The sequence below is a fragment of the Caulobacter sp. FWC26 genome, assembly GCF_002742645.2.
Taxonomy (GTDB): Bacteria; Pseudomonadota; Alphaproteobacteria; order Caulobacterales; family Caulobacteraceae; genus Caulobacter.
On sequence record NZ_CP033875.1, the window covers coordinates 4,363,918 to 4,384,902 of the forward strand.

Here is a 20,985-nt window from a genome sequence, read left to right on the forward strand (position 1 = left end):
GACCAGGATCATGAGCCAGATGGACCTCTATCTGAAGAACCGCCAGGCGCTGATCGACGGCCACGCCTATGACCCCTCGACCGAGCGAGACGCCTGCGGCGTGGGCCTCGTCTGCGCCATTGACGGCCAGCCGCGCCGCGAAGTCGTCGAACTCGCGATCAAGGCCTTGAAGGCCCTGTGGCACCGGGGCGCCGTCGACGCGGACGGCAAGACCGGCGACGGCGCCGGCGTGTTGGTCAGCGTTCCACAGGACTTCTTCGTCGACCAGGTGCGCCGCACCGGCCACGCCCTGCGCCAGGGACCGATCGCCGTGGGCCAGGTGTTCCTGCCCCGCACCGACCTCGGCGCTCAGGAACTTTGCCGGACGATCGTCGAGGCCGAGGCCCTGCGCTTTGGCTTCTACATCTATGGCTGGCGCCAGGTGCCGGTCGACACCTCGGTGATCGGCGAGAAGGCCAACGCCACGCGTCCCGAGATCGAGCAGATCATGCTGGCCGCCCCGGCCGGTCTGGAAGGCGAGGCCCTGGAGCGGGCGCTGTTCCTGTGCCGCAAGCGCATCGAAAAGCGCGTCCACGCCCAGAACGTGAGCGACTTCTACATCTGCTCCTTCTCGGCCAAGTCCCTGATCTACAAGGGCATGTTCCTGGCCGAACACATCGACGCCTTCTATCCCGACCTGAAGGACGAGCGCTTCGCGGCCGCCGTGGCGATCTTCCACCAGCGCTATTCGACCAACACCTTCCCGCAGTGGCGCCTGGCCCAGCCGTTCCGGATGCTGGCCCACAACGGCGAGATCAACACGATCAAGGGCAACATCAACTGGATGAAGTCCCACGAGATCAAGATGGCCGCTCAGGCCTTCGGCGAGTTCGGGGACGACGTGAAGCCGGTGATTCAGCCGGGCGGCTCGGACAGCGCCAATCTCGACAACACCTTCGAGGTGCTGGTGCGCGCCGGGCGCGACGCGCCGATGGCCAAGGCCCTGCTGGTGCCCGAAGCCGCCAACCCGAAGATGAAGGACGCCCACAAGGCGCTCTATTCCTACTGCAACGCCGTGATGGAGCCGTGGGACGGTCCGGCCGCCCTGTGCGCCACCGACGGCCGCTGGGTCGTGGCCGGCAAGGACCGCTCCGGCCTGCGGCCGCTGCGCGTGGCCTATACCGACGACGGCCTTGTCATCATGGGCTCTGAAGCCGGCATGTGCGGCGTCGAGGAGGCCCGCATCACCCGCAAGCTGGCGATCTCGCCGGGTCGGATGCTGGCCATCGATCTGGCCGAAGGCCGTCTCTACGGCGAGGACGAGATCATCGACGAACTGGCCGGCCGCCACCCCTACACCGAGTGGCTGGGCAACATGGTCGACCTCGAAAAGGAGATCGGCCCCGGCCCCGAGCCGCGCAAGTTCGGCCGCGAGGAGCTGACCCGTCGCCAGGCCGCCGCCGGCTATAGCCTCGAAGACCTCGAGATGATCCTCGCCCCGATGGTCGAGGAGGGCAAGGAGGCCGTCGGCTCGATGGGCGACGACACGCCGCTGGCGGTGCTGTCGGAGAAGTATCGCCCGCTCAGCCACTACTTCCGCCAGAACTTCAGCCAGGTGACCAACCCGCCGATCGACCCCCTGCGGGAGACCGGCGTGATGAGCCTGAAGACCCGCTTCAAGAACCTCGGCAACATCCTGGCCCAGGATGCGGCCCAGGCCGACGTTTACGTGCTGGAAAGCCCGGTGCTGACCACCGGCATGTACGAGCGCGTGCGCGGTCTGCTCGGCGAGAAGAACGTGGCGGTCATCGACTGCACCATGCCGCTGCCGGCCGAGGAGGCCCGCGCGGGCGACGCCCTGCGGGCCAATCTCGACCGCATCCGGGCCGAGGCCGAGGACGCCGTGCTGCGCGGCTGCGGGGCGATCGTGCTGACCGACGAGGCCAGCGACGCCGAGCGCGTGGCCCTGCCGATGATCCTCGCCACCGGCGGCGTCCATGCTCACTTGGTGAACAAGGGCCTGCGGTCGTACGTCTCGATCATCGTGCGCTCGGCCGAGTGCCTGGACACGCACTATTTCGCGGTGCTGGTCGGGGTCGGGGCGACGGCGGTCAACGCCTATCTGGCGCAGGAGAGCTTCCAGGATCGCCTGGAGCGCGGCCTGATCGGCGACAAGTCGCTGAAGGACGTCTGCCTGAACTTCAAGGGCGCCATCGAGGGCGGCCTTTTGAAGATCATCTCCAAGATGGGCATCAGCGTCATCTCCTCGTACCGCGGCGGCTACAACTTCGAGGCCGTCGGCCTGTCGCGCGCCCTGGCGGCCGAGTTCTTCCCCGGCATGCCTTCGCGCATCTCGGGCATCGGCCTGGCTGGTATCGAGAGCAAGACGGTCGAGCTGCACCGCAAGGCCTGGGGAACGCCTGCCGTCACCCTGCCGGTCGGGGGCCTGTACAAAGCCCGTCGCTCGGGCGAGGCCCACGCGTTCGAGGCGCGCCTGATGCACACCCTGCAGACGGCCTGCGACACCGGCGACTATGAGTTGTACCGCCGCTGGTCCAATGGCCTGCGCACGCAAAAGCCGATCCAGCTTCGCGACCTCCTGGACTGGCGCTCGGATCGCAATCCGATCGCGACCGACGATGTCGAAAGCGTCAACGAGATCCGCAAGCGCTTCGTCACGCCGGGCATGAGCCTGGGCGCTCTGTCGCCCGAAGCCCACGGGGCCCTGAACATCGCCATGAACCGCATCGGCGCCCGCTCGGTCTCGGGCGAGGGCGGCGAGGACAGCGCGCGCTACAAGCCGCTGCCGAACGGCGACAACCCCAACAGCGCCATCAAGCAGGTGGCCTCGGGTCGCTTTGGCGTCACGGCCGAATACCTGAACCAGTGCGTTGAGCTGGAGATCAAGGTCGCGCAAGGCGCCAAGCCCGGCGAGGGCGGCCAGTTGCCCGGCTTCAAGGTCACCGAAATGATCGCCCGCCTGCGTCATTCCACCCCTGGCGTGATGCTGATCAGCCCGCCGCCGCACCACGACATCTACTCGATCGAGGACCTGGCCCAGCTCATCTACGACCTGAAGCAGATCAACCCGATCGCCCGGGTCACGGTGAAGCTGGTGGCCGCCACCGGCATCGGCGCGATCGCGGCCGGCGTGGCCAAGGCCAAGGCGGACGTGATCCTGGTCGCCGGCGGCGTCGGCGGCACGGGCGCCTCGCCCCAGACCTCGGTGAAGTACGCCGGCGGTCCGTGGGAGATGGGCCTGTCGGAAGCCAACCAGGTGCTTACGCTGAACAACCTGCGTCACTCCGTCGTCCTACGGGCCGACGGCGGCATGCGCACGGGTCGCGACATCGTCATCGCCGCCATGATGGGCGCCGAGGAGTTCGGCATCGGCACCGCTTCGCTGGTGGCGATGGGCTGCATCATGGTGCGCCAGTGCCACTCCAACACCTGTCCCGTGGGCGTCTGCACCCAGGACGAGGCCCTGCGCGCCAAGTTCACCGGCACGCCAGACAAGGTTATCAACCTCTTCACCTTCATCGCCGAAGAGGTGCGCGAAATCCTGGCGGGCCTGGGCTTCAAGAGTCTGCAGGAAATCGTCGGCCGCACCGACCTGCTGGCGCAGGTTTCCCGCGGCGGCGAACATCTGGACGACCTTGACTTGAACCCGCTGCTGGTCCGCGCCGATCCTGGCGCGAACAAGCCCTACTGCACGGTCGAGGGCCGAAACGCAGTGCCGGATACGCTGGACGCCCAGATCGTCCGCGACGCCGCCCCGCTCTTGGAGCGCGGCGAGAAGATGCAGCTGACCTACACGGTCCGCAGCACCGCCCGCACCATCGGCACGCGCACGTCCAGCCACATCGTCCGCAAGTTCGGCATGAAGGGCCTGCCGTCCGGTCACCTGACCGTCCAGCTGAAGGGCTCGGCCGGCCAGAGCCTCGGCGCCTTCGCGGTCCAGGGCCTGCGGATCGAGCTGACCGGCGAGGCCAACGACTATGTCGGCAAGGGCCTGTCGGGCGCGACCATCGTGATCAAGCCGGCCCGTGGCCTCGCAGCGCCCGAGACCAACACCCTGATCGGCAACACCGTGCTGTTCGGCGCCACCTCGGGCCGGCTGTTCGCGGCGGGCCAGGCGGGCGAGCGTTTCGCGGTCCGCAACTCCGGCGCCACCACGGTGGTCGAGGGCTGCGGCGCCAACGGCTGCGAATACATGACCGGCGGCCAGGTGGTGATCCTGGGCCCGACCGGAAACAACTTCGGCGCGGGCATGACGGGCGGCATGGCCTTCGTGCTCGACCAGCACGACCGCTTCCAGGACAACATCAATCCGGACAGCATCGTGGTGCAGCGCCTGGCCTCGCCCTACTGGGAAGGCGTGCTGCGCTCGCTGATCGCCGAGCACGCCCGCGAGACGGACTCCGCTTTCGCCGCGTCGCTCCTCCGGGATTGGGACCGAGTCCGTGATCAGTTCTGGCAGGTGTGCCCGAAGGAGATGGTCAACCGTCTGCCCCAACCTCTGGCGGCGGAAGAAGCGGTGCACGAACGCGCCTGACGCCAGACGGACCTGGAAGAACGAGAACGCCGCCGGGGCCCGACAGCCTCGGCGGCGGCTTTCGTTCAGGCGGCCGCCTTCGCCACGCGCAGCTTGAACGTCGCCCGGGCCCGGGCGACCGGAACGCCGTCGGCGCGCACTGTCGCCTCGGCGAAACAGATCGAGCGTCCCAGCTTGACGAAGTCGGTATCGAACTCCAACCACTGCCCCAGCCGCGCCGAGCCCAGATAGTCGAGCGTCAGCGACACCGTCACCAGACCCTCAGTCGCCATTCCGGCCCGCGCCAGATTGACGCCCAGAGACAGGCCCATCGCATTGTCGGCCATGGTCGCCAGGAACCCCCCATGCGGCATATGTCGGGAATTGCAGTGCGGCTCGCGCAAGCGCGTGGCCAGCACCAGACGATCTTCGGCGACGCGCGCGTAGAGCGGCTCCCACGGCTCGGTGATCGGACTGCGCCGCCCATGCGTCGAAAAGCCTTCGGGAACAATGTCGTCCATAACGGCCTCGCGGAAATCAAACAACTGTTTTAATCTACCACGACCTCTGGCCTTGCACGAGAGGCACAAGGCGGGTCGTTATGGGCCAACGGCTGAACGGAAAGGGGCGGCTCGACATTCCATGTCCATGCGCGCCTTTGCTCATCTGCTGGATCGACTGTCGCTGACCAGCTCGCGTAACGCCAAGCTGACCTTGATCCAGGATCATCTTCGCCAGACGCCCGATCCCGACCGAGGCTATGCGCTCGCGGCCCTGACCGGCGCGCTGTCGTTCAACGCCGCCAAGCCGGCCTTCATCCGCAAGGCGATCGAGGCGCGGATGGACCCTCAGCTGTTCGCCTGGTCGTACGACTTCGTCGGCGACCTTGCGGAAACCGTCTCGCTGGTGTGGCCCGCTCAGCCAGGCGCCAACCGTCCGCCAGAACTCTCGGAGGTCATCGACGCCCTGCATTCGGCGTCCCGCGCCGAGGTCCAGCGCCTGATCGAGGGCTGGCTGGACGCTCTGGATCCCGACGGGCGCTGGGCGCTTTTGAAACTGATGACCGGCGGCCTCAGGGTCGGCGTGTCGTCGCGACTGGCCAAACAGGCCTGCGCCAACCTCGGCGGCGTCGACATCGGCGAGATCGAGGAGGTCTGGCACGCGATGACGCCGCCCTATGGCGACCTCTTCGCTTGGCTGGAGGGTCGTTCGGAGCGGCCGTCGCCAGACGCGCCGGGACGCTTCCGGCCCGTGATGCTGGCCCAGCCGATCGACGAGGAAACCGACTTCCCCAAGCTCGATCCGGCGGACTACGTCGCCGAATGGAAATGGGACGGCATCCGCGTCCAGGCCGTGTCCGAGCGCGGCGAGCGGCGGCTCTATACCCGCACGGGCGACGACATCTCGGCCAGCTTTCCCGACGTCGTCGCGGCGCTGGACTTCGAGGGCGCGATCGACGGCGAATTGCTGGTGCTGCGCGACGGCGCCCTGGCCTCGTTTGGCGATCTCCAACAGCGGCTGAACCGCAAGACCGTCGACGCCAGGCAGCTGGCGAACTTCCCGGCCGGGATCCGGGCCTACGACCTGCTGATGGACGGCGAGACCGACCTCCGCGCCCTGCCCTTCGCCGAGCGGCGCGCGCGGCTGGAGATGTTCGTCGGCCGCCTGGCGAGCACGCGGATCGACCTGTCACCGCTGCAGCCCTTCGAGACCTGGGAAGACCTCGCCGCGCTGCGCCGCGACCCGCCGGAGGGCGACGCGCGCCTCTCCGAAGGCCTGATGCTCAAGCGCCGCGACAGCGTCTATGAACCTGGCCGCCCCAAGGGCCCGTGGTTCAAGTGGAAGCGCGATCCGCGCCTGATCGACGCGGTGCTGATGTACGCCCAGCGCGGGCACGGCAAGCGATCGAGCTTCTATTCGGACTACACCTTCGGCGTCTGGCGCGAGAACGAGGAGGGCCGCCGCGCCCTCACCCCGGTCGGCAAGGCCTATTTCGGCTTCACCGACGAGGAACTTAAGCGGATCGACAAGTTTGTCCGCGACAACACCGTCGAGCGCTTTGGCCCCGTGCGGTCTGTCCGCGCCGAGCTGGACTTTGGCCTAGTGTTCGAGATCGCCTTCGAAGGCCTGCAGCGCTCCAGCCGGCACAAGTCAGGCGTGGCCATGCGCTTCCCGCGCATCCATCGCATCCGGTGGGACAAGCCGGCGCGCGAGGCGGATGATCTCAAAACACTAGAGGCGATGATCGACTAGGGGCTGACGTTCATATCTCGTTTGCCTTGTACCCCTACGTCAGGTTGCGAGGAGTTCGCCCATGTCGCCGGTCCTTGCCTCTCTGCTGCCGTTCCTGCAGGCCAACGCCAACGAGCGCTATCGCCAGGCCTATTCGCGGATCGGCCTGACGATCCTGTTGAGCTGGGCCCTGCAACTGATCGACCGCGCAGACCTGATCCTCCCCTGGCTGGCGGCGAGCCTTTCGGTGCAGGCGCTGGAATTCTTCGCCGTCCGCCCCTTCGCCAGAGGCCAGCTGCCGCAGCGGGGTCTGGAATCCCGGATCGTGCTGATGCTGGTCGCCATGGTGGCGATGGCCGTAGTGCATGCGGGGTCGGTGCTTATCCTCTGGGTCAGCGGCGAGCCGCCGCTGATGGCCCTGGCCTTGATGGTTCTGGTTGGGGGCGTGCTGAACAACGTGGGTTCAGGCGTCGACAGCCGGATTCTCTTCTATCTGGGCGCCACGCCCTACGCGCTCAGCCTGGCCGCGACGCCGGCGCTCATCTGGCGCCAGTCGCACCAGCAGGTCATGATCCTGGCCGTCTCGGTCGCCTTCTTCATGCTGGCGGTTCACACGATCTGGACCCGGATGCATCGCAACCGCCGCGCGCTCGTCGCCGCGCGAGAGGAGGCCGACCGCCGACGCGCGGAGACCGAGGAAGCACTGTCCGACCGCACCGCCATGGCCGCCATCGTCAGCCACGAACTGCGCACGCCGCTGTCGGCCATTCTGGCCGGCGCGCACATGATCCGCGTCGGATCCTCGCCTGAGCAGACCCGGGCCACGGCCGATCTGATCATCGACGCCGGCCACCTGATGACCGACCTGCTGACCGACATGCTGGATCAGGCCAAGATCGAAGCGCGGGCCATGAGCCTTGAGGAGCGTGACTTCGACCTCCTCGGCGCCGTTCGCGACGCCGGGCGGTTCTGGACCGCCAACGCACGGGTCAAGGGCCTCACCTTGGTGGAGCCGCCGAAGGACCAGCCTGCGGTGTGGGTGCGCGGCGACCCCTTCCGACTGCGTCAAATCCTCAACAATCTCTTGTCCAACGCGGTGAAGTTCACGGACCATGGGTCGATCGTCCTGCGCGTGAAAGCCGAGCCCCCTGCTGGCGAGCGGGTCGGGATCGTGATTGAAGTTCAGGACAACGGCCCCGGCATTGCCGAGGAGGCGATGAGCCGCCTCTTCACCCCCTACGCGCAGGCCTCCCTGGAAACTGCACGAACCTATGGCGGGACAGGGCTGGGTCTGGCGGTCAGCCGCCAGCTCGCCCGCCTGATGGGCGGCGAACTGGAAGCCCGTCCGGGAGCGCCGCGCGGCGTCATCTTCCACCTGAACCTGGACCTGCCGCAGGGGCGCGAGGAGGAGGGCCCGCGCGCCTCCGCGACGCCTGAGCCCCGCGCGCCCGACCTCAAGGCGCTCAAGATCCTTGTGGTCGACGATCACGAGGTGAACCGGCGCACCCTGGCGCTCGTGCTGGAGCCGCTGGGCGCGGACCTGACCACCGCGCCCGACGGCCTGGAAGCGCTGGCGGCGTTGGAGGCTCAGGCGTTCGACCTAGTGGTGATGGACGTCAACATGCCCGGGCTGGATGGTCGCGAGGCGACGCGACGCCTGCGCGCCAGCAGGGGTCTCAATTACGACACCCCGGTGATCGGCTTCAGCGCCGGCGTGGCCGATCACGAGGTCGAGGCCTGTCACGAAGCCGGCATGACAGACTGGATCGCCAAGCCCCTCGACATCCGCGCGCTCTACGCCGCGCTAGCCCGCGCCCAGGGTTCGCGGCGCGACGCAGGCCGAAGCGTCATCAGCCGTTGAAGGCGCGGATCGCGTCGATGATCTTCTGCTGGTCGTCAGCGCCCAGATAGGGGTGCATCGGCAGCGCCAGTACGGTTTGCGCCTTGGCCTCCGTGACCGGCAGGCCGCCGGCGCCGCGCGGGAACTGGGCGTAGGGCGCCTGAACGTGCATCGGGACAGGATAGTAGACCGCCGTCGGCACGCCCTGCGCGCGCAGATGCGCCGCCAGGCCGTCACGGTTCTCATGCTCGATCACATACTGAGCCCAGACCGAGACACCGCCCTCGATGACCGCCGGCGTCGAGATCACCGCACCCTTGAGGCCCTCGGCGTAACGGTCGGCGACGACCTGCCGCAGCGCGATCTCCTCGGCGAAGATCGCCAGCTTTTCGATCAGGATCGCCGCCTGGATCGTATCGAGCCGCGAGTTCATCCCGATCCGGGTGTTCAGATACTTCGGATCGTGGTCGAAGGTCTTGCCCGCGAGGTCCGGACCGACCGCCTTGCCGTGGACGCGATAGCTGTCCATCAGGTCCCAAAGCGTGGCGTCATTGGTCAGCACCGCGCCGCCGTCGCCGTAACAGCCCAGCGGTTTGGCGGGGAAGAAGCTGGTGGTGGCGACATCCGCCCAGTGCAGGGGGTGTTTGCCGTTCAGGGTGCAGCCGAAGCCCTGGGCGCTGTCGGCGATCAGCTTCAGGCCCTCGCGGTCGCAGATGGCCTTGATGGGCGGATAGTCGGCCGGCTGACCGAACAGGTCGACGGCGATCACCACCTTGGGCCTCAGCTTGCCCTCAGCCTTCACGCCGGCGATGGCGGCCTCCAGCTTGGCGGGGTCGAGATTGTAGGTGTCGGGCAGCACGTCGACAAACACCGGCGTCGCGTCGACCCACGGCACGACCTCGGGCGTCGCGGCGAAGGTGAAGGACGGACAGAACACCGCGTCGCCCTTACCAACGCCCCACGCCATCAGCGGCAGGGCGATGGCGTCGGTGCCGTTGGCGCACGACAGGGCAAGCTTGGCCTGGCCGAACGCGGCCAACTGGGCCTCGAACTCGCGCACCTGCGGGCCCATGACGTAGGCGCCGCTATCCAGCACCTTGGCGATGGCCGCGTCGATCTTGTCGCGGATCCGGCGCTGCTGCGCGCCGAGGTCGATGAAGGGCATGCTCATGGGCGGCGCTCTTAGTCAGGCTCGGAGCGGATTTCGAGCCAATTGATGTAACCGACTGTTTCCCGCTGAGGGCAAGCGGAACCATCGGAAGCTTCGCCTCGTTGCCTTGACGCGCGGGGGCGCCTATCGAGAACGCCATGAAGACAAAGCCCAGCATCCTGCCGGCCGATACGCCGTTGCCCTCCCTGGCCAATGTGAAGGCCGACGAGACCATGCTCGGACATTTCCTCGACTGGCTGGGCAAGCTGGCCGTGAACCTGGTGGTCGCAGCCCTGATCCTGGCGGTCACCTTCTGGGCCGCCGGCTGGGCGGCGCGCTTCATGCGCCGCACCCTGACCCGCGTGCATCGCACCAACCCCGATCCGACCCTCGAGAGCTTCGCCGCCTCCCTCGCCCGCTACGCCATCGTGGCCGTCGGGCTCGTGGCCGTGCTGCAGCAGCTTGGCGTGCAGGCGACCTCGATCATCGCGGTCCTAGGCGCGGCGTCGCTGGCCATCGGCCTCGCACTGCAAGGCGCGCTGTCGAATGTCGCGGCCGGCGTGATGATCCTGCTGTTTCGTCCCTACCGTGTCGGCGATGTCATCGAGACCGCGACGCGTCAGGGCACGGTCAAGTCGCTCGACCTGCTGTTCACCGAGATCGCCACGCCCGACAACGTCAAGGTGATGATTCCCAACAGCAAGGTGTTCGGCGATGTCATCCTGAACTACTCCAATCACCGTCATCGACGGGTGGACGTGCTGTTCAAGGTGCCTCTGAAAACCGACCTGGTGGCGGTGCTCAAGCGTCTGCGCGAGCGGGCCGAAAACGACGCCCGCATCCGCCAGGACCCCGCGCCGATGATCGAGGTCACCGACCTTTCAGAAGCCTTCGCCCAGGCGGCGATCCGGGTGTGGACGGCGGCTGCCGATTTCGGTCCGGTCAAGACCGACCTGATGCTGTCGGCGCATCTGCTCGCCGAGGACCCGATGCGGACCGACCTGCCGCCGCCGCGGCCATCCAAGGCCATCGACCCCTCGCCCACCATGCCGGGCGAAGGCGAGCATCACCATCTGCTGGCCCTGATCAAGCCGCGCCGGAGCCGCAAGGCCGGCGTCAAGTCCAAGGCGCCGGCCGACAAGCCGCAATAGCGCGAGGCGATCCTCGCTTAGGCTGCCAAAGGTCCGTCGGCGAGACCTAGAGGATCGACTGACCGGTCGAGGCCCAGTCCTTCAGGAACTGCTCCAGGCCCTTGTCGGTCAGCGGGTGCTTGTAGAGATCGCTGAACACCGCGGGCGGGATCGTCACGACGTCGGCGCCGACGATCGCGGCTTCCTTGACGTGGCCGGCGTTGCGCACCGAGGCCGCCAGGATTTCGGTCTCGTAGCCGTAGTTGTCATAGATCGCACGGATGTCGCGGATCAGGTCCATGCCGTCAAAGCCATAGTCGTCCAGGCGGCCGATGAACGGCGAGATGTAGGTCGCGCCCGCCTTGGCGGCGAGCAAGGCCTGGGTCGGCGAAAAGCACAGGGTGACGTTGGTTTTGATCTCCTCGTCGGCGAAGGCGGCGCAGGCGATCAGGCCGTCACGGGTCAGCGGGATCTTGACCACGACGTTCGGAGCGATCTTGGCCAGCTTCTGACCTTCGGCGATCATCGCGTCGGCCGTGGTGGCCGCCACTTCAGCGCTGATCGGACCCGGGACGATGTCGCAGATCTCGGCGATCACCTCCAGCATCGGGCGGCCCGACTTGGCGATCAGGGTCGGGTTGGTGGTCACGCCGTCGATCAGGCCGGTCGAGGCGAGGTCCGCGATGACCTTGGTGTCGGTGCTGTCGAGGAAGATCTGCATGGGTCTCTTGCGCTGTATTGTAGGGGGGCGTTGGCGGCCGGTTTATCGCGGGCGGGCCGCGCGCGCCAGCGATTAGCCGGGGAGCCCCGCCGCGACCAGCCGATCCGCCGTGCGCTCGACCGCCGGGCGCCAAGGTTCGGGCGTGAAATCGAACACGGCCCGCAGCTTGGCCGTGTCGAGCGGCGAGCGGGGCGGACGGGGCGCGGGCTCGGCGAACGCCGCCTGGGTGGTCGCCTCAAGCCTGGCCTTCGCCAGCGGATCCCGATCGATCGCGGCCTTGGCGAAGTCGAAGCGGCTGGTCTCGCCGGCGTTGGCGAAATGGAACAGGCCAAACGCGGGATCGTCCACAGACGCCTGGGTCCAGCGCGGCGCGGCGCCGATCAGAAAGTCCGCCAAGGCCTCGCCGTCGGTGGGCGAACCGAACTGGTCAGCCACCACCTTCAGGACGTCCCGCTCGCGCGCCAGCTTCAGCATGAAGCTGACATAGTTGCGGCCGTAACGCGAAAAGACCCAGGAGATGCGCAGCACGACGGCGCGAGGGTGGGCCAGAACCGCCTGCTCGCCGGCCAGCTTGGAGCGGCCATAGACATTGATCGGCTCGGGGCGATTGGTCTCGACATAGGGACGATCGGTCCGGCCGTTGAACACCGCGTCGGTCGACAGATGCACGAACGGCAGCCCCCGCTCGGCGCAGGCGGCGGCCATGACGCCGGGGGCCTGCGCGTTGACGGCGAAGGCCGAGTCGGGCGCAGCCTCGGCGGGATCGACCTGGGTGAAGGCGGCGGTGTTGATCACAAGATCGCAGTCTGCGGCCAGGATCGCGGCGCGGACGCGCTCGGGATCGGCAACGTCGCAATCGGTGCGCGACAAGGCGGTCAGCGCCGCCCGCCCCTGCGCCGCGACCCGCATCGCGGTGGCGACCTGACCCGTCTGGCCGAACTGTAGAATCCTCATCTCAGCGCCGGAACGCGATCACCCAGCACGGAGGCTACGAAGTCTCGCAGGCTGCCGCCTTCGAACAGATAGCCCGGCACGCCCGCGCGCCGCCCGGCCTCGACGTCGATGTCGCGGTCGCCGATGATCACGGCCGCCTCGGCCGACAGTCCCCAGTCGGCCAGGCCGCGCAGGATCATGCCGGGATTGGGCTTGCGGTCCGGATGGTTGGCGACCCGATAGGCCTCGACCACCGCTGTCTCGTGAAAAGGGCAGTAGTAGAAGGCGTCGATCCGCCCGCCCACATCGGCCAGCTGCGCCTGCATGGCCGCATGGAAGCGTTCCAGCGCCGCCTCGTCGAAATAGCCGCGGCCGATCCCGGACTGATTGGTGACCACCAGCACGGTCAGTCCCGCTCGCGTCATCGCCGCGACCGCCTCGCGGGCGCCCTCGATCCAGTCCAGCCGCGCCGGATCGTGCACGTAGCCGTGATCGACGTTGAGCACGCCGTCGCGATCGAGGAACACGGCCTTGAGCGGCGGAAGAATGGTCTGACGGGTCATGGCGGAGCACTAACCGGCCGGCGAGCGGTCGCCAAGTCGCCGTCTTGGCCTTGGGCCGCAACCTCCCTAGAAGGAAACGCCGATGGAGCTCCCGATGACCGACGCCTTCGCCGACGCCGCCCGCCTTCGCGATCGCCTGAAGACCTGGGCGGCCGAGACCGCCTATCCGATCTGGTGGGAGATCGGCGCGGACCGCTCGAAGGGCGGCTTCTTCGAGAAGATCGACCTTGAGGGCCGCGCCGTTGACGGACCTCGACGCGGGCGGGTTCTTCCGCGCCAGATCTATGCCTACGCCATCGCGGGCGAGCTGGGCTGGCGGGGCCCCTGGCGCGCCGCCGTGCAACACGGGCTGGACTTCTTCCTGTCGGCCTATCGCCGCGCCGACGGCCAGTTCCGCACCCTGGTGGGCCCCAGCGGCGAAGCCCTGGACGACACCGCCGACCTCTACGACCAGGCCTTCGCGATCTTCGCCCTGGCGGCGGTGGCCAAGGCGCTGCCGGAGCGCGCGGAAGACGTTCGTAGCCTCGCCCTTGTGGTGCGCGAACGCCTGATCGCCGAGCGCAAGCATCCGGTCGCGGGCTTCCACCAGGCGAACCCGCCCACCGCGCCGTTACAATCGAACCCGCACATGCACCTGTTCGAGGCGATGCTGGCGTGGAACGAAATCGACGCGGACCCGGCGTGGCTCGCCCTGGCCGACGAGATCGCCGAACTGGCCCTGGCCAGATTCATCCACGCCGAGACGGGCATGGTCCGCGAGTTCTTCGACCTCGACTGGAACCCGGCGCCGGGCGTCGAGGGCCGCATCTGCGAGCCGGGGCATCAGTTCGAATGGGGCTGGCTGCTCTTGCGATGGGGCAAGCTGGCCGGTCGCCCCGACGCGACGGCCGCCGCCCTGAAAATGATCGACGACGCCGAGAAGCTGGGAACCGATTTCGCCCGGGGCGTCGCGATCAACGCCTTGCTGGACGACTATTCCGTCCACGACGCCGCCGCGCGTCTCTGGCCTCAGACCGAACGGATCAAGGCGGCGGTGCTCGCCGCGGAGACCACCGGCGACGCCAAGTATTGGGAGATGGCCGTATCCGCCGCGGTCGGCCTCTTGGCCTATCTGCGCACGCCGGTTCCGGGCCTTTGGCGCGACAAGTACCTGGCCGACGAGACCTTCGTGGAAGAGCCGGCCCCAGCCAGCTCCTTCTACCACATCGTCCTCGCGATCCTGGAGATGGACCGCGTGATCAGCGCGGCCGCGTGACCAGCAGGGTCGCGGCGCCGATCGCGCGGGCCTGACCCTCGACATCCAGCGTCAAGAGCGCTCCGGCGGCGTAGACCTCGCCGCCCATCTCGATCACACCCTCCAGAAGTTGGATCGTCGAGACGGGCAGCAGCACCGTCTCGCCCGCCGACCAGCGGCGCAGTTCGACGTCGAAACCGTCGGTCGAGACCAACGTTTCGGCGCCGTTCGAGACGGCGTTCTTACGCGAGGCGATCGAACGACCCTTGGCCTTGAGGCCGTCCACGAGCGTCTTGACCGCCTGGCTGTCCTTGCGATGGCAGACCAGCACCGCGTCAGGCTCGGCCACCACGACGATGTCGTTGACGCCGATCACGCCGACATAGGGTCCGGTCGACCGCACCAGGACATTGGACGATCCGTGCAGCTCGACATCGCCCGCCCAGGCGTTGCCGTCGTCGTCGCGCGTCGAGGCTTCCCAGATCGCGTCCCAGGCCCCCAGATCCGACCAGGCGAACGCGGCCGGCGCCACGGCGGCCTTTTGGGTGCGTTCCATGATCGCGTAGTCGAGCGAGATCTTCTTGGCCTGGGCGAAGGCTTCGCGGTTGAGCCTGCCGATCCCAGCCTCCAGCGCCAGGCCGGCGACACAGCCCCTGGCGGCGGCGGCGACCGTGGGCTCGAAGACGTCGAACTCGGCCAGCAGGGTCGAGGCCTGGAAGGCGAAGTTGCCGCTGTTCCAGAGATAGCCCTCCAGCAGGTAGCGCTCGGCGGTGGCCTGGTCGGGCTTCTCGACGAAGGCGGCGACTTCGCGCACCGAACCGTCCAGGAGCGGCGCACCGGGACGGATGTAGCCAAAGCCCGTCGCCGGAACCGTCGGCTGCACCCCGAACGTGACGATATAGCCCTGCTCGGCCGCCCTGGCGGCGGTGACAGCCGCTTGCTGGAAGATCTCGGGCTGGGCGATGTGGTGGTCGGCGGCCAGCATCAGGACCACGCCGGCCGGGTCCTGAGCCTGGACATAGGCGGCGGCGGCGGCCACGGCCGGCGCGCTGTCGCGGGCCTCGGGCTCGACCAGGATCGTGGCCCAGGCGCCGATCTCGGCGGTCTGCTCGGCCACGAAAGCGACCATCGCCTCGCCGGTCACGACGACAACCTCGGCCACGCCAGGGATGTCCTTCACGCGCAGGACGGTTTCCTGGAACGAGGAGCGGTCGCCGACCAGCTTGAGGAATTGCTTGGGCTGGTCGCTACGCGACGCGGGCCAGAGACGGGTGCCAGAGCCCCCGCACAGGATCACCGGATAGATCGCCGCCAAGACTTGTCCTCGTAAACAGCCGTCTTCGCCCCTGATAGGGCTCTTGCGCCGCCTGCTTAAAGGCAAAGCCGACAGTAACGAAGGTTTTTCCGCAAAGGGGGGATTTCCTCAGGCGGGCACGCCCGCGCGCAGCTCGGACAGCCAGGCGTCGGCGGTGACGTCCGAGGGCATCCGCCAGTCGCCCCGGGGCGACAGCGCGCCGCCCGACGAGATCTTCGGCCCGTTCGGCACGGCCGAGCGTTTGAACTGGTTGGCGAAGAACCGCTTCAGGAACAGCTCCAGCCAGCGCTTGATCTCCGGCAGATCGTAAGCGCGGCGCGCGGCTTCGGGCAGGCCCGCGGGCCAGGCGCCGCAATCGGCGTCACGCCAGGCGCTCCAGGCCAGGAACGCGATCTTGGACGGCGCCATGCCGTAGCGGGTCATGTAGTAGAGATTGAAGTCCTGCAGGGCGTAGGGACCCACGAAACTCTCGGTCGCCTGGACCTCTTCCCCCGGCACAAGCTCCGGCGAGATTTCCGTCGCCAGGATATCCTCGAGCAGGGCCGCAGCGTCGGCGTCCACGTCGCCAGAGTGAGCCACAAAGCGGATCAGGTGTTGGATCAGGGTCTTGGGCGCGCCGCAGTTGGGATTGTAGTGGCTCATGTGATCGCCGACGCCGTAGGTGCACCAGCCCAGCGCCAGCTCCGACAGATCCCCGGTGCCCACCACGAGGGCGGCGTTGTAGTTGGCCAGCCGGAACAGGTAGTCAGTGCGCAGCCCGGCTTGGACATTCTCGAAGGTCACATCGTAGACGGGCTCGCCGCGCCCGAACGGGTGATCCAGATCCTTCAGCATCTGGGTCGCCGCGGGCCGGATATCGAGTTCGGCGGCGGTGACGCCCATCGCTGTCATCAGGGCCCAGGCGTTCGACTTGGTCCGGTCCGAAGTCGCGAAACCCGGCAGGGTGTAGGCCAGGATATTTGTCCGCGGCAGGCCGAGCTGATCCACGACCTTGGCGGCCACGAGCAGGGCCTGGGTCGAGTCCAGCCCCCCCGAAATGCCGATCACCAGCTTCTTCAGGCCCGAGGCCTCCAGGCGCCGCGCCAGGCCCTGGACCTGGATGTTGTAGGCCTCATAGCAGTTTTCGCGCAGCTTGGCGGGATCGGACGGGGTGAACGGAAAACGCTCGATCGGCCGGGCCAGCGCCAGATCGCCGACAGGCGCGGCGAACGTGAACGAGGCAATCCGAAACGGCGTCTTGGCCGGCGCGAGAGCCATCGCATCGCCGAAGCTGCCGACGCGCATCCGCTCCTGCCGAAGGCGCTGGACGTCCACATCGGCGAAGGTCCAGGTCGGCCCGGTCGAAAAGCGCGGGGTCTCCGCGAGCAGGGCGCCCATCTCGTGGATATCCACGTGGCCGTCCCAGGCCAGGTCGGTCGAGCTCTCTCCCGCCCCGGCCGCCGAATAGACATAGGCCGCGATCATCCGGGAAGCCTGGCTGGCGCAGAGCAGGCGCCGTGTTTCGGACTTGCCGATGGTGATGTTGCTGGCCGACAGGTTCAGCAGGATCTCGGCCCCGGCCAGGGCCTGGGCCGTGCTGGGCGGGGTCGGGGTCCAGAGATCCTCGCAGATCTCGACGCCCACCGTGAAGGACGACACGCCCTCGCCGCGAAACAGGATGTCGGTCCCAAAGGGGACCGACTGGCCGGCCAGATTCAAGGTCTTGCCCGAGACACCGGCGCCGGGGGTGAACCAGCGCCGCTCATAGAACTCCCGATAGTTGGGCAGGAAACTCTTGGGAATGACGCCCAGGACCTTGCCGCCCTGAACGGCGATGGCCGTATTGTAGAGGCGCCCCCCGTCGCGGATCGGGCCGCCAACCACGATCATCGGGGCAAGATCGGCGCTCTCTTCCGCCAGGGTCGCGATCGCGGCCTCGACGGCGTCGAGCAACACATCCTGCTGCAACAGATCATCGATGGTGTAGCCCGTGAGACCCAGCTCCGGGAACACGATGACCGCCACACCGGCGTCATGGGCGTCACGCGCTAGAGCCAGGATGTTCCGGGCGTTGGTCGCCGGATCCGCCAGCTTGACCTTGGGTACGGCGGTGGCCACACGCACGAACCCGTGGCGGTAGGGCGAGAAGAACGACGGACGACCCAAGGGACCAGCCTTTCAGGTTATGCTTAAACTGAGCATAAGTCTTATTCCAGCTATAAACCCTGCGGGCCATGTTGCAAAGCGCCCACGAGACAGGCTCCGCGCCGCTTAAGCGGCTCCGCGCGGGTTGACCCTCGGGGGTTCCCATGCGAGTGCGCCCCTCGCGCAGCCCTGCAAAACATACAAAGACGGAAGCCCTCATGCCCGTTTCGCCCATCAAGATGGCCGACGCGATCCGCGTCCTTTCCATGGACGCCGTGCACAAGGCCAAGTCCGGACACCAGGGCATGCCGATGGGCATGGCCGACGTGGCGACGGTCCTGTGGGGCAAGTTCCTGAAGTTTGATGCGTCCAAGCCCGACTGGGCCGACCGCGACCGCTTCGTGCTGTCGGCCGGCCACGGCTCGATGCTGCTCTATTCGCTGCTGCATCTGACCGGCTTCAAGGCCGTGACGATGAAGGAGATCGAGAACTTCCGTCAGTGGGGTTCGCTGACCCCCGGCCACCCGGAAGTCCATCACACGCCCGGCGTCGAGACCACCACGGGTCCGCTGGGCCAGGGCCTGGCGACCGCCGTCGGCATGGCCATGGCCGAGGCCCATCTGGCCGCGCGCTACGGCTCTGATCTCGTCGATCACCGCACCTGGGTGATCGCCGGCGACGGCTGCCTGATGGAAGGCGTCAGCCACGAGGCCATCAGCATCGCCGGCCGCCTGCGCCTGAAGAAGCTGACGGTGCTGTTCGACGACAACAACACCACCATCGACGGTGTGGCCACGATCGCCGAGACCGGCGACCAGGTCGCCCGCTTCAAGGCCGCCGGCTGGGCGGTGAAGGTCGTCGACGGCCATGACCACGGCAAGATCGCCGCCGCCCTGCGCTGGGCCACCAAGCAGGACCGCCCGAGCATGATCGCGTGCAAGACGCTGATCTCCAAGGGCGCGGGCCCCAAGGAAGGCGACCCCCACAGCCACGGCTACACCCTGTTCGACAACGAGATCGCCGCCTCGCGCGTGGCCATGGGCTGGGACGCTGCGCCCTTCACCGTGCCGGACGACATCGCCAAGGCCTGGAAGAGCGTCGGCCGTCGCGGCGCCAAGGTCCGCAAGGCCTGGGAGGCCAAGCTGGCCGCCTCGGCCGAGGGCGCCGACTTCAGCCGCGCCATGAAGGGCGAGCTGCCGGCCAACGCCTTCGAGGCGCTGGACGCCCACATCGCCAAGGCCCTGGAGACCAAGCCGGTCAACGCCACCCGCGTTCACTCCGGCTCGGCCCTGGATCATCTGATCCCGGCGATCCCCGAGATGATCGGCGGCTCGGCCGACCTGACCGGCTCCAACAACACCCTGGTCAAGGGCATGGGCGCCTTCGACGCCCCCGGCTACGAGGGCCGCTACGTCCACTACGGCGTGCGTGAGTTCGGCATGGCCGCGGCCATGAACGGCATGGCCCTGCACGGCGGGATCATCCCCTATTCGGGCACCTTCCTGGCCTTCGCCGACTACAGCCGCGCGGCCATCCGCCTGGGCGCCCTGATGGAGGCCCGCGTCGTCCACGTGATGACCCACGACTCGATCGGTCTGGGCGAGGACGGCCCCACCCACCAGCCGGTCGAGCACGTCGCCAGCTTGCGCGCCATCCCCAACCTCCTGGTCTTCCGTCCGGCCGACGCGGTCGAGGCCGCCGAGTGCTGGAAAGCTGCCCTGCAGCACCAGCGCACCCCGTCCGTGATGACCTTGTCGCGGCAGAAGACCCCGCACGTGCGCACCCAGGGCGGCGACCTGTCGGCCAAGGGCGCCTACGAGCTGCTGGCGGCCGAGGGCGGCGAGGCTCAGGTGACCATCTTCGCCTCGGGCACCGAGGTGGGCGTGGCCGTCGCCGCGCGCGACATCCTGCAGGCTCAGGGCAAGCCGACCCGCGTCGTCTCCACCCCCTGCTGGGAGCTCTTCGACCAGCAGCCCGCCACCTACCAGGCCGCCGTCATCGGCAAGGCCCCGGTTCGCGTGGCCGTCGAAGCCGGCGTGCGCATGGGCTGGGAGCGCTTTATCGGCGAAAACGGCAAGTTCGTCGGCATGAAGAGCTTCGGCGCTTCGGCGCCGTTCGAGCGTCTCTATAAGGAATTTGGCATCACCGCAGAGGCCGTGGCCGAAGCGGCGTCCGCCTGAAACCTGATTCGCGGCGCGATGGACCCACCGTCGCGCCGCTCCTCCATGCGTGCGCAAGCCCTGTGACGTGACGTCGCAGGGCGTCGAAGCGTGAAGGCAAGAAAACGCTGAAATCGCCCCGCCAGGACGGCGTCACTAAACGGGTTAGGGGGTCCTTGGTGGAGCCGAGGGGAATCGAACCCCTGACCTCCTCATTGCGAACGAGGCGCTCTACCATCTGAGCTACGGCCCCAAGGAGCGGCGGAGATACGGCCCCAAAGCGCGCTCGTCAAGCGGCTCCTTCGCTTGCCAGCACGCGCGTGGCGCGGCAAGAAGCGAAAAGTCAGGACAGGACCCTCATGACCGCCCTCATCAACTTCGTGTTCTTCATCCTCGGCGGCCTGCTCAGCCTTCTGTGGTGGGCGATCGTCATCTCGGCGATCCTGAGCTGGCTGGTGGCCTTCGACGTCATCAACCGTCGCAACAACGCCGTGTACCAGATCCTCGACTTCCTCGATCGCGTGACCGGACCGGTGCTGCGCCCGTTCCAGCGCGTGATCCCGTCGTTGGGCGGCGTCGATATCAGCCCGATCATCGTGCTGCTGATCATTTCGGGCGTGCAGAACTACCTGTTGCCGGCGCTGAGGATGACGCTGGTCGGCCTGGTCGGCTGACACTTGGCGCTGAGCCTCGTCGTTCGCCTCACTCCGCGCGGCGGCCGCGACGCCGCCGACGGCTGGGCCTGCGACGGCGATGGCCGCCCCTATCTGAAGGTCCGCGTCAGCAGCCCGCCGGTGGAGGGCGCGGCCAACGCGGCCCTCATCGCCTTCCTCGCCAAGGCCCTAAAAATCCCGCGCTCGGCCGTTCGCGTGGTCTCGGGAGACACCGCGCGGGTCAAGCGCCTGGAGCTGGATGGCGTCGAGGCCGCCGACATCGCGCGAGCCTTCGGCGCGCCGCCGTAGCCGCAGGTTCCGTTTCGGACCGAAGACTTGCCCGTGCAGTGGCAAAAGGGCGCAATTTCCTTCCAAAACCCGTCCCGGGGCCGCCCCATTGACGCGACGGGCGGCTTTC

At 67.9% G+C, this 20,985-nt stretch carries 15 protein-coding genes and 1 tRNA gene; 8 read left to right on the forward strand and 8 right to left on the reverse strand.

Going from position 1 to position 20,985, the window contains the following annotated elements:
* The first annotated feature begins 10 nt into the window (after positions 1-10).
* Positions 11-4,534, forward strand: coding sequence for a glutamate synthase large subunit (gene gltB, locus CSW63_RS22420; protein ID WP_062096711.1), 4,524 nt, complete (start codon positions 11-13; stop codon positions 4,532-4,534).
* Between the two features lie 65 nt (positions 4,535-4,599).
* Here the strand turns inward: gltB and CSW63_RS22425 are convergent, their stop codons facing one another.
* Positions 4,600-5,034: a PaaI family thioesterase gene (locus CSW63_RS22425; protein WP_062096713.1), complete on the reverse strand. Its 435-nt coding sequence runs from the start codon at positions 5,032-5,034 to the stop codon at positions 4,600-4,602.
* A 121-nt stretch (positions 5,035-5,155) separates the two neighbouring features.
* On the opposite strand from CSW63_RS22425, the gene CSW63_RS22430 reads away from it, so the two are divergent.
* Both CSW63_RS22430 and CSW63_RS22435 read left to right on the forward strand, forming a co-directional pair.
* Positions 5,156-6,766 carry a cisplatin damage response ATP-dependent DNA ligase gene (locus CSW63_RS22430; protein ID WP_062096715.1) on the forward strand — a complete coding sequence of 537 codons (1,611 nt, stop codon included), beginning with the start codon at positions 5,156-5,158 and terminating at the stop codon, positions 6,764-6,766.
* 61 nt (positions 6,767-6,827) lie between these two features.
* Positions 6,828-8,606, forward strand: a complete 1,779-nt coding sequence (locus tag CSW63_RS22435; RefSeq protein WP_062096716.1) for an ATP-binding protein — start codon at positions 6,828-6,830, stop codon at positions 8,604-8,606.
* Here the strand turns inward: CSW63_RS22435 and CSW63_RS22440 are convergent.
* Positions 8,596-9,756, reverse strand: coding sequence for a DegT/DnrJ/EryC1/StrS aminotransferase family protein (locus tag CSW63_RS22440; protein WP_062096718.1), 1,161 nt, complete (start codon positions 9,754-9,756; stop codon positions 8,596-8,598). The two genes, CSW63_RS22435 and CSW63_RS22440, sit on opposite strands and share 11 nt — an antisense overlap.
* Positions 9,757-9,893: 137 nt before the next feature.
* On the opposite strand from CSW63_RS22440, the gene CSW63_RS22445 reads away from it, so the two are divergent.
* The gene (locus CSW63_RS22445) at positions 9,894-10,886 is read left to right on the forward strand and encodes a mechanosensitive ion channel family protein (protein ID WP_062096720.1); all 993 of its coding nucleotides are present in this window, start codon (positions 9,894-9,896) and stop codon (positions 10,884-10,886) included.
* A 46-nt stretch (positions 10,887-10,932) separates the two neighbouring features.
* Here CSW63_RS22445 and fsa read toward each other — a convergent pair whose 3' ends face one another.
* From fsa to CSW63_RS22460, 3 genes are all read right to left on the reverse strand, one after another.
* Positions 10,933-11,586 carry a fructose-6-phosphate aldolase gene (gene fsa, locus CSW63_RS22450; protein ID WP_062096721.1) on the reverse strand — a complete coding sequence of 218 codons (654 nt, stop codon included), beginning with the start codon at positions 11,584-11,586 and terminating at the stop codon, positions 10,933-10,935.
* A 72-nt stretch (positions 11,587-11,658) separates the two neighbouring features.
* A complete protein-coding gene (gene rfbD, locus CSW63_RS22455) occupies positions 11,659-12,540 on the reverse strand; it encodes a dTDP-4-dehydrorhamnose reductase (protein ID WP_099502959.1) in 882 nt (293 codons plus the stop codon).
* Positions 12,537-13,082 (reverse strand): HAD-IIIA family hydrolase, encoded by a 546-nt coding sequence (locus CSW63_RS22460; protein ID WP_062096724.1) that lies wholly within the window; start codon positions 13,080-13,082, stop codon positions 12,537-12,539. The genes rfbD and CSW63_RS22460 overlap by 4 nt, the downstream gene beginning before the upstream one ends.
* A gap of 94 nt (positions 13,083-13,176) precedes the next feature.
* On the opposite strand from CSW63_RS22460, the gene CSW63_RS22465 reads away from it, so the two are divergent.
* Positions 13,177-14,337 (forward strand): AGE family epimerase/isomerase, encoded by a 1,161-nt coding sequence (locus tag CSW63_RS22465; protein ID WP_062096984.1) that lies wholly within the window; start codon positions 13,177-13,179, stop codon positions 14,335-14,337.
* Here the strand turns inward: CSW63_RS22465 and CSW63_RS22470 are convergent.
* Together CSW63_RS22470 and CSW63_RS22475 are read right to left on the reverse strand one after the other, a co-directional pair.
* Entirely contained in the window at positions 14,321-15,631 is a 1,311-nt protein-coding gene (locus CSW63_RS22470) for a mannose-1-phosphate guanylyltransferase/mannose-6-phosphate isomerase (RefSeq protein WP_062096726.1), read from the reverse strand. The two genes, CSW63_RS22465 and CSW63_RS22470, sit on opposite strands and share 17 nt — an antisense overlap.
* 108 nt (positions 15,632-15,739) lie before the next feature.
* Positions 15,740-17,776 (reverse strand): NAD(+) synthase, encoded by a 2,037-nt coding sequence (locus CSW63_RS22475; RefSeq protein ID WP_062096728.1) that lies wholly within the window; start codon positions 17,774-17,776, stop codon positions 15,740-15,742.
* A gap of 197 nt (positions 17,777-17,973) precedes the next feature.
* Here CSW63_RS22475 and tkt point away from each other — a divergent pair, with 197 nt between their 5' ends.
* Positions 17,974-19,935, forward strand: coding sequence for a transketolase (gene tkt / locus CSW63_RS22480; RefSeq protein ID WP_062096730.1), 1,962 nt, complete (start codon positions 17,974-17,976; stop codon positions 19,933-19,935).
* A gap of 156 nt (positions 19,936-20,091) precedes the next feature.
* On the opposite strand, the gene CSW63_RS22485 is transcribed toward tkt, so the two are convergent.
* A tRNA-Ala gene (locus tag CSW63_RS22485) sits at positions 20,092-20,167 on the reverse strand.
* Between the two features lie 106 nt (positions 20,168-20,273).
* On the opposite strand from CSW63_RS22485, the gene CSW63_RS22490 reads away from it, so the two are divergent.
* Positions 20,274-20,588: a YggT family protein gene (locus CSW63_RS22490; protein ID WP_062096732.1), complete on the forward strand. Its 315-nt coding sequence runs from the start codon at positions 20,274-20,276 to the stop codon at positions 20,586-20,588.
* Between the two features lie 3 nt (positions 20,589-20,591).
* Complete coding sequence (locus tag CSW63_RS22495; protein ID WP_062096733.1) at positions 20,592-20,876, forward strand: DUF167 family protein; 285 nt, start codon at positions 20,592-20,594, stop codon at positions 20,874-20,876.
* Positions 20,877-20,985 lie beyond the last annotated feature (109 nt).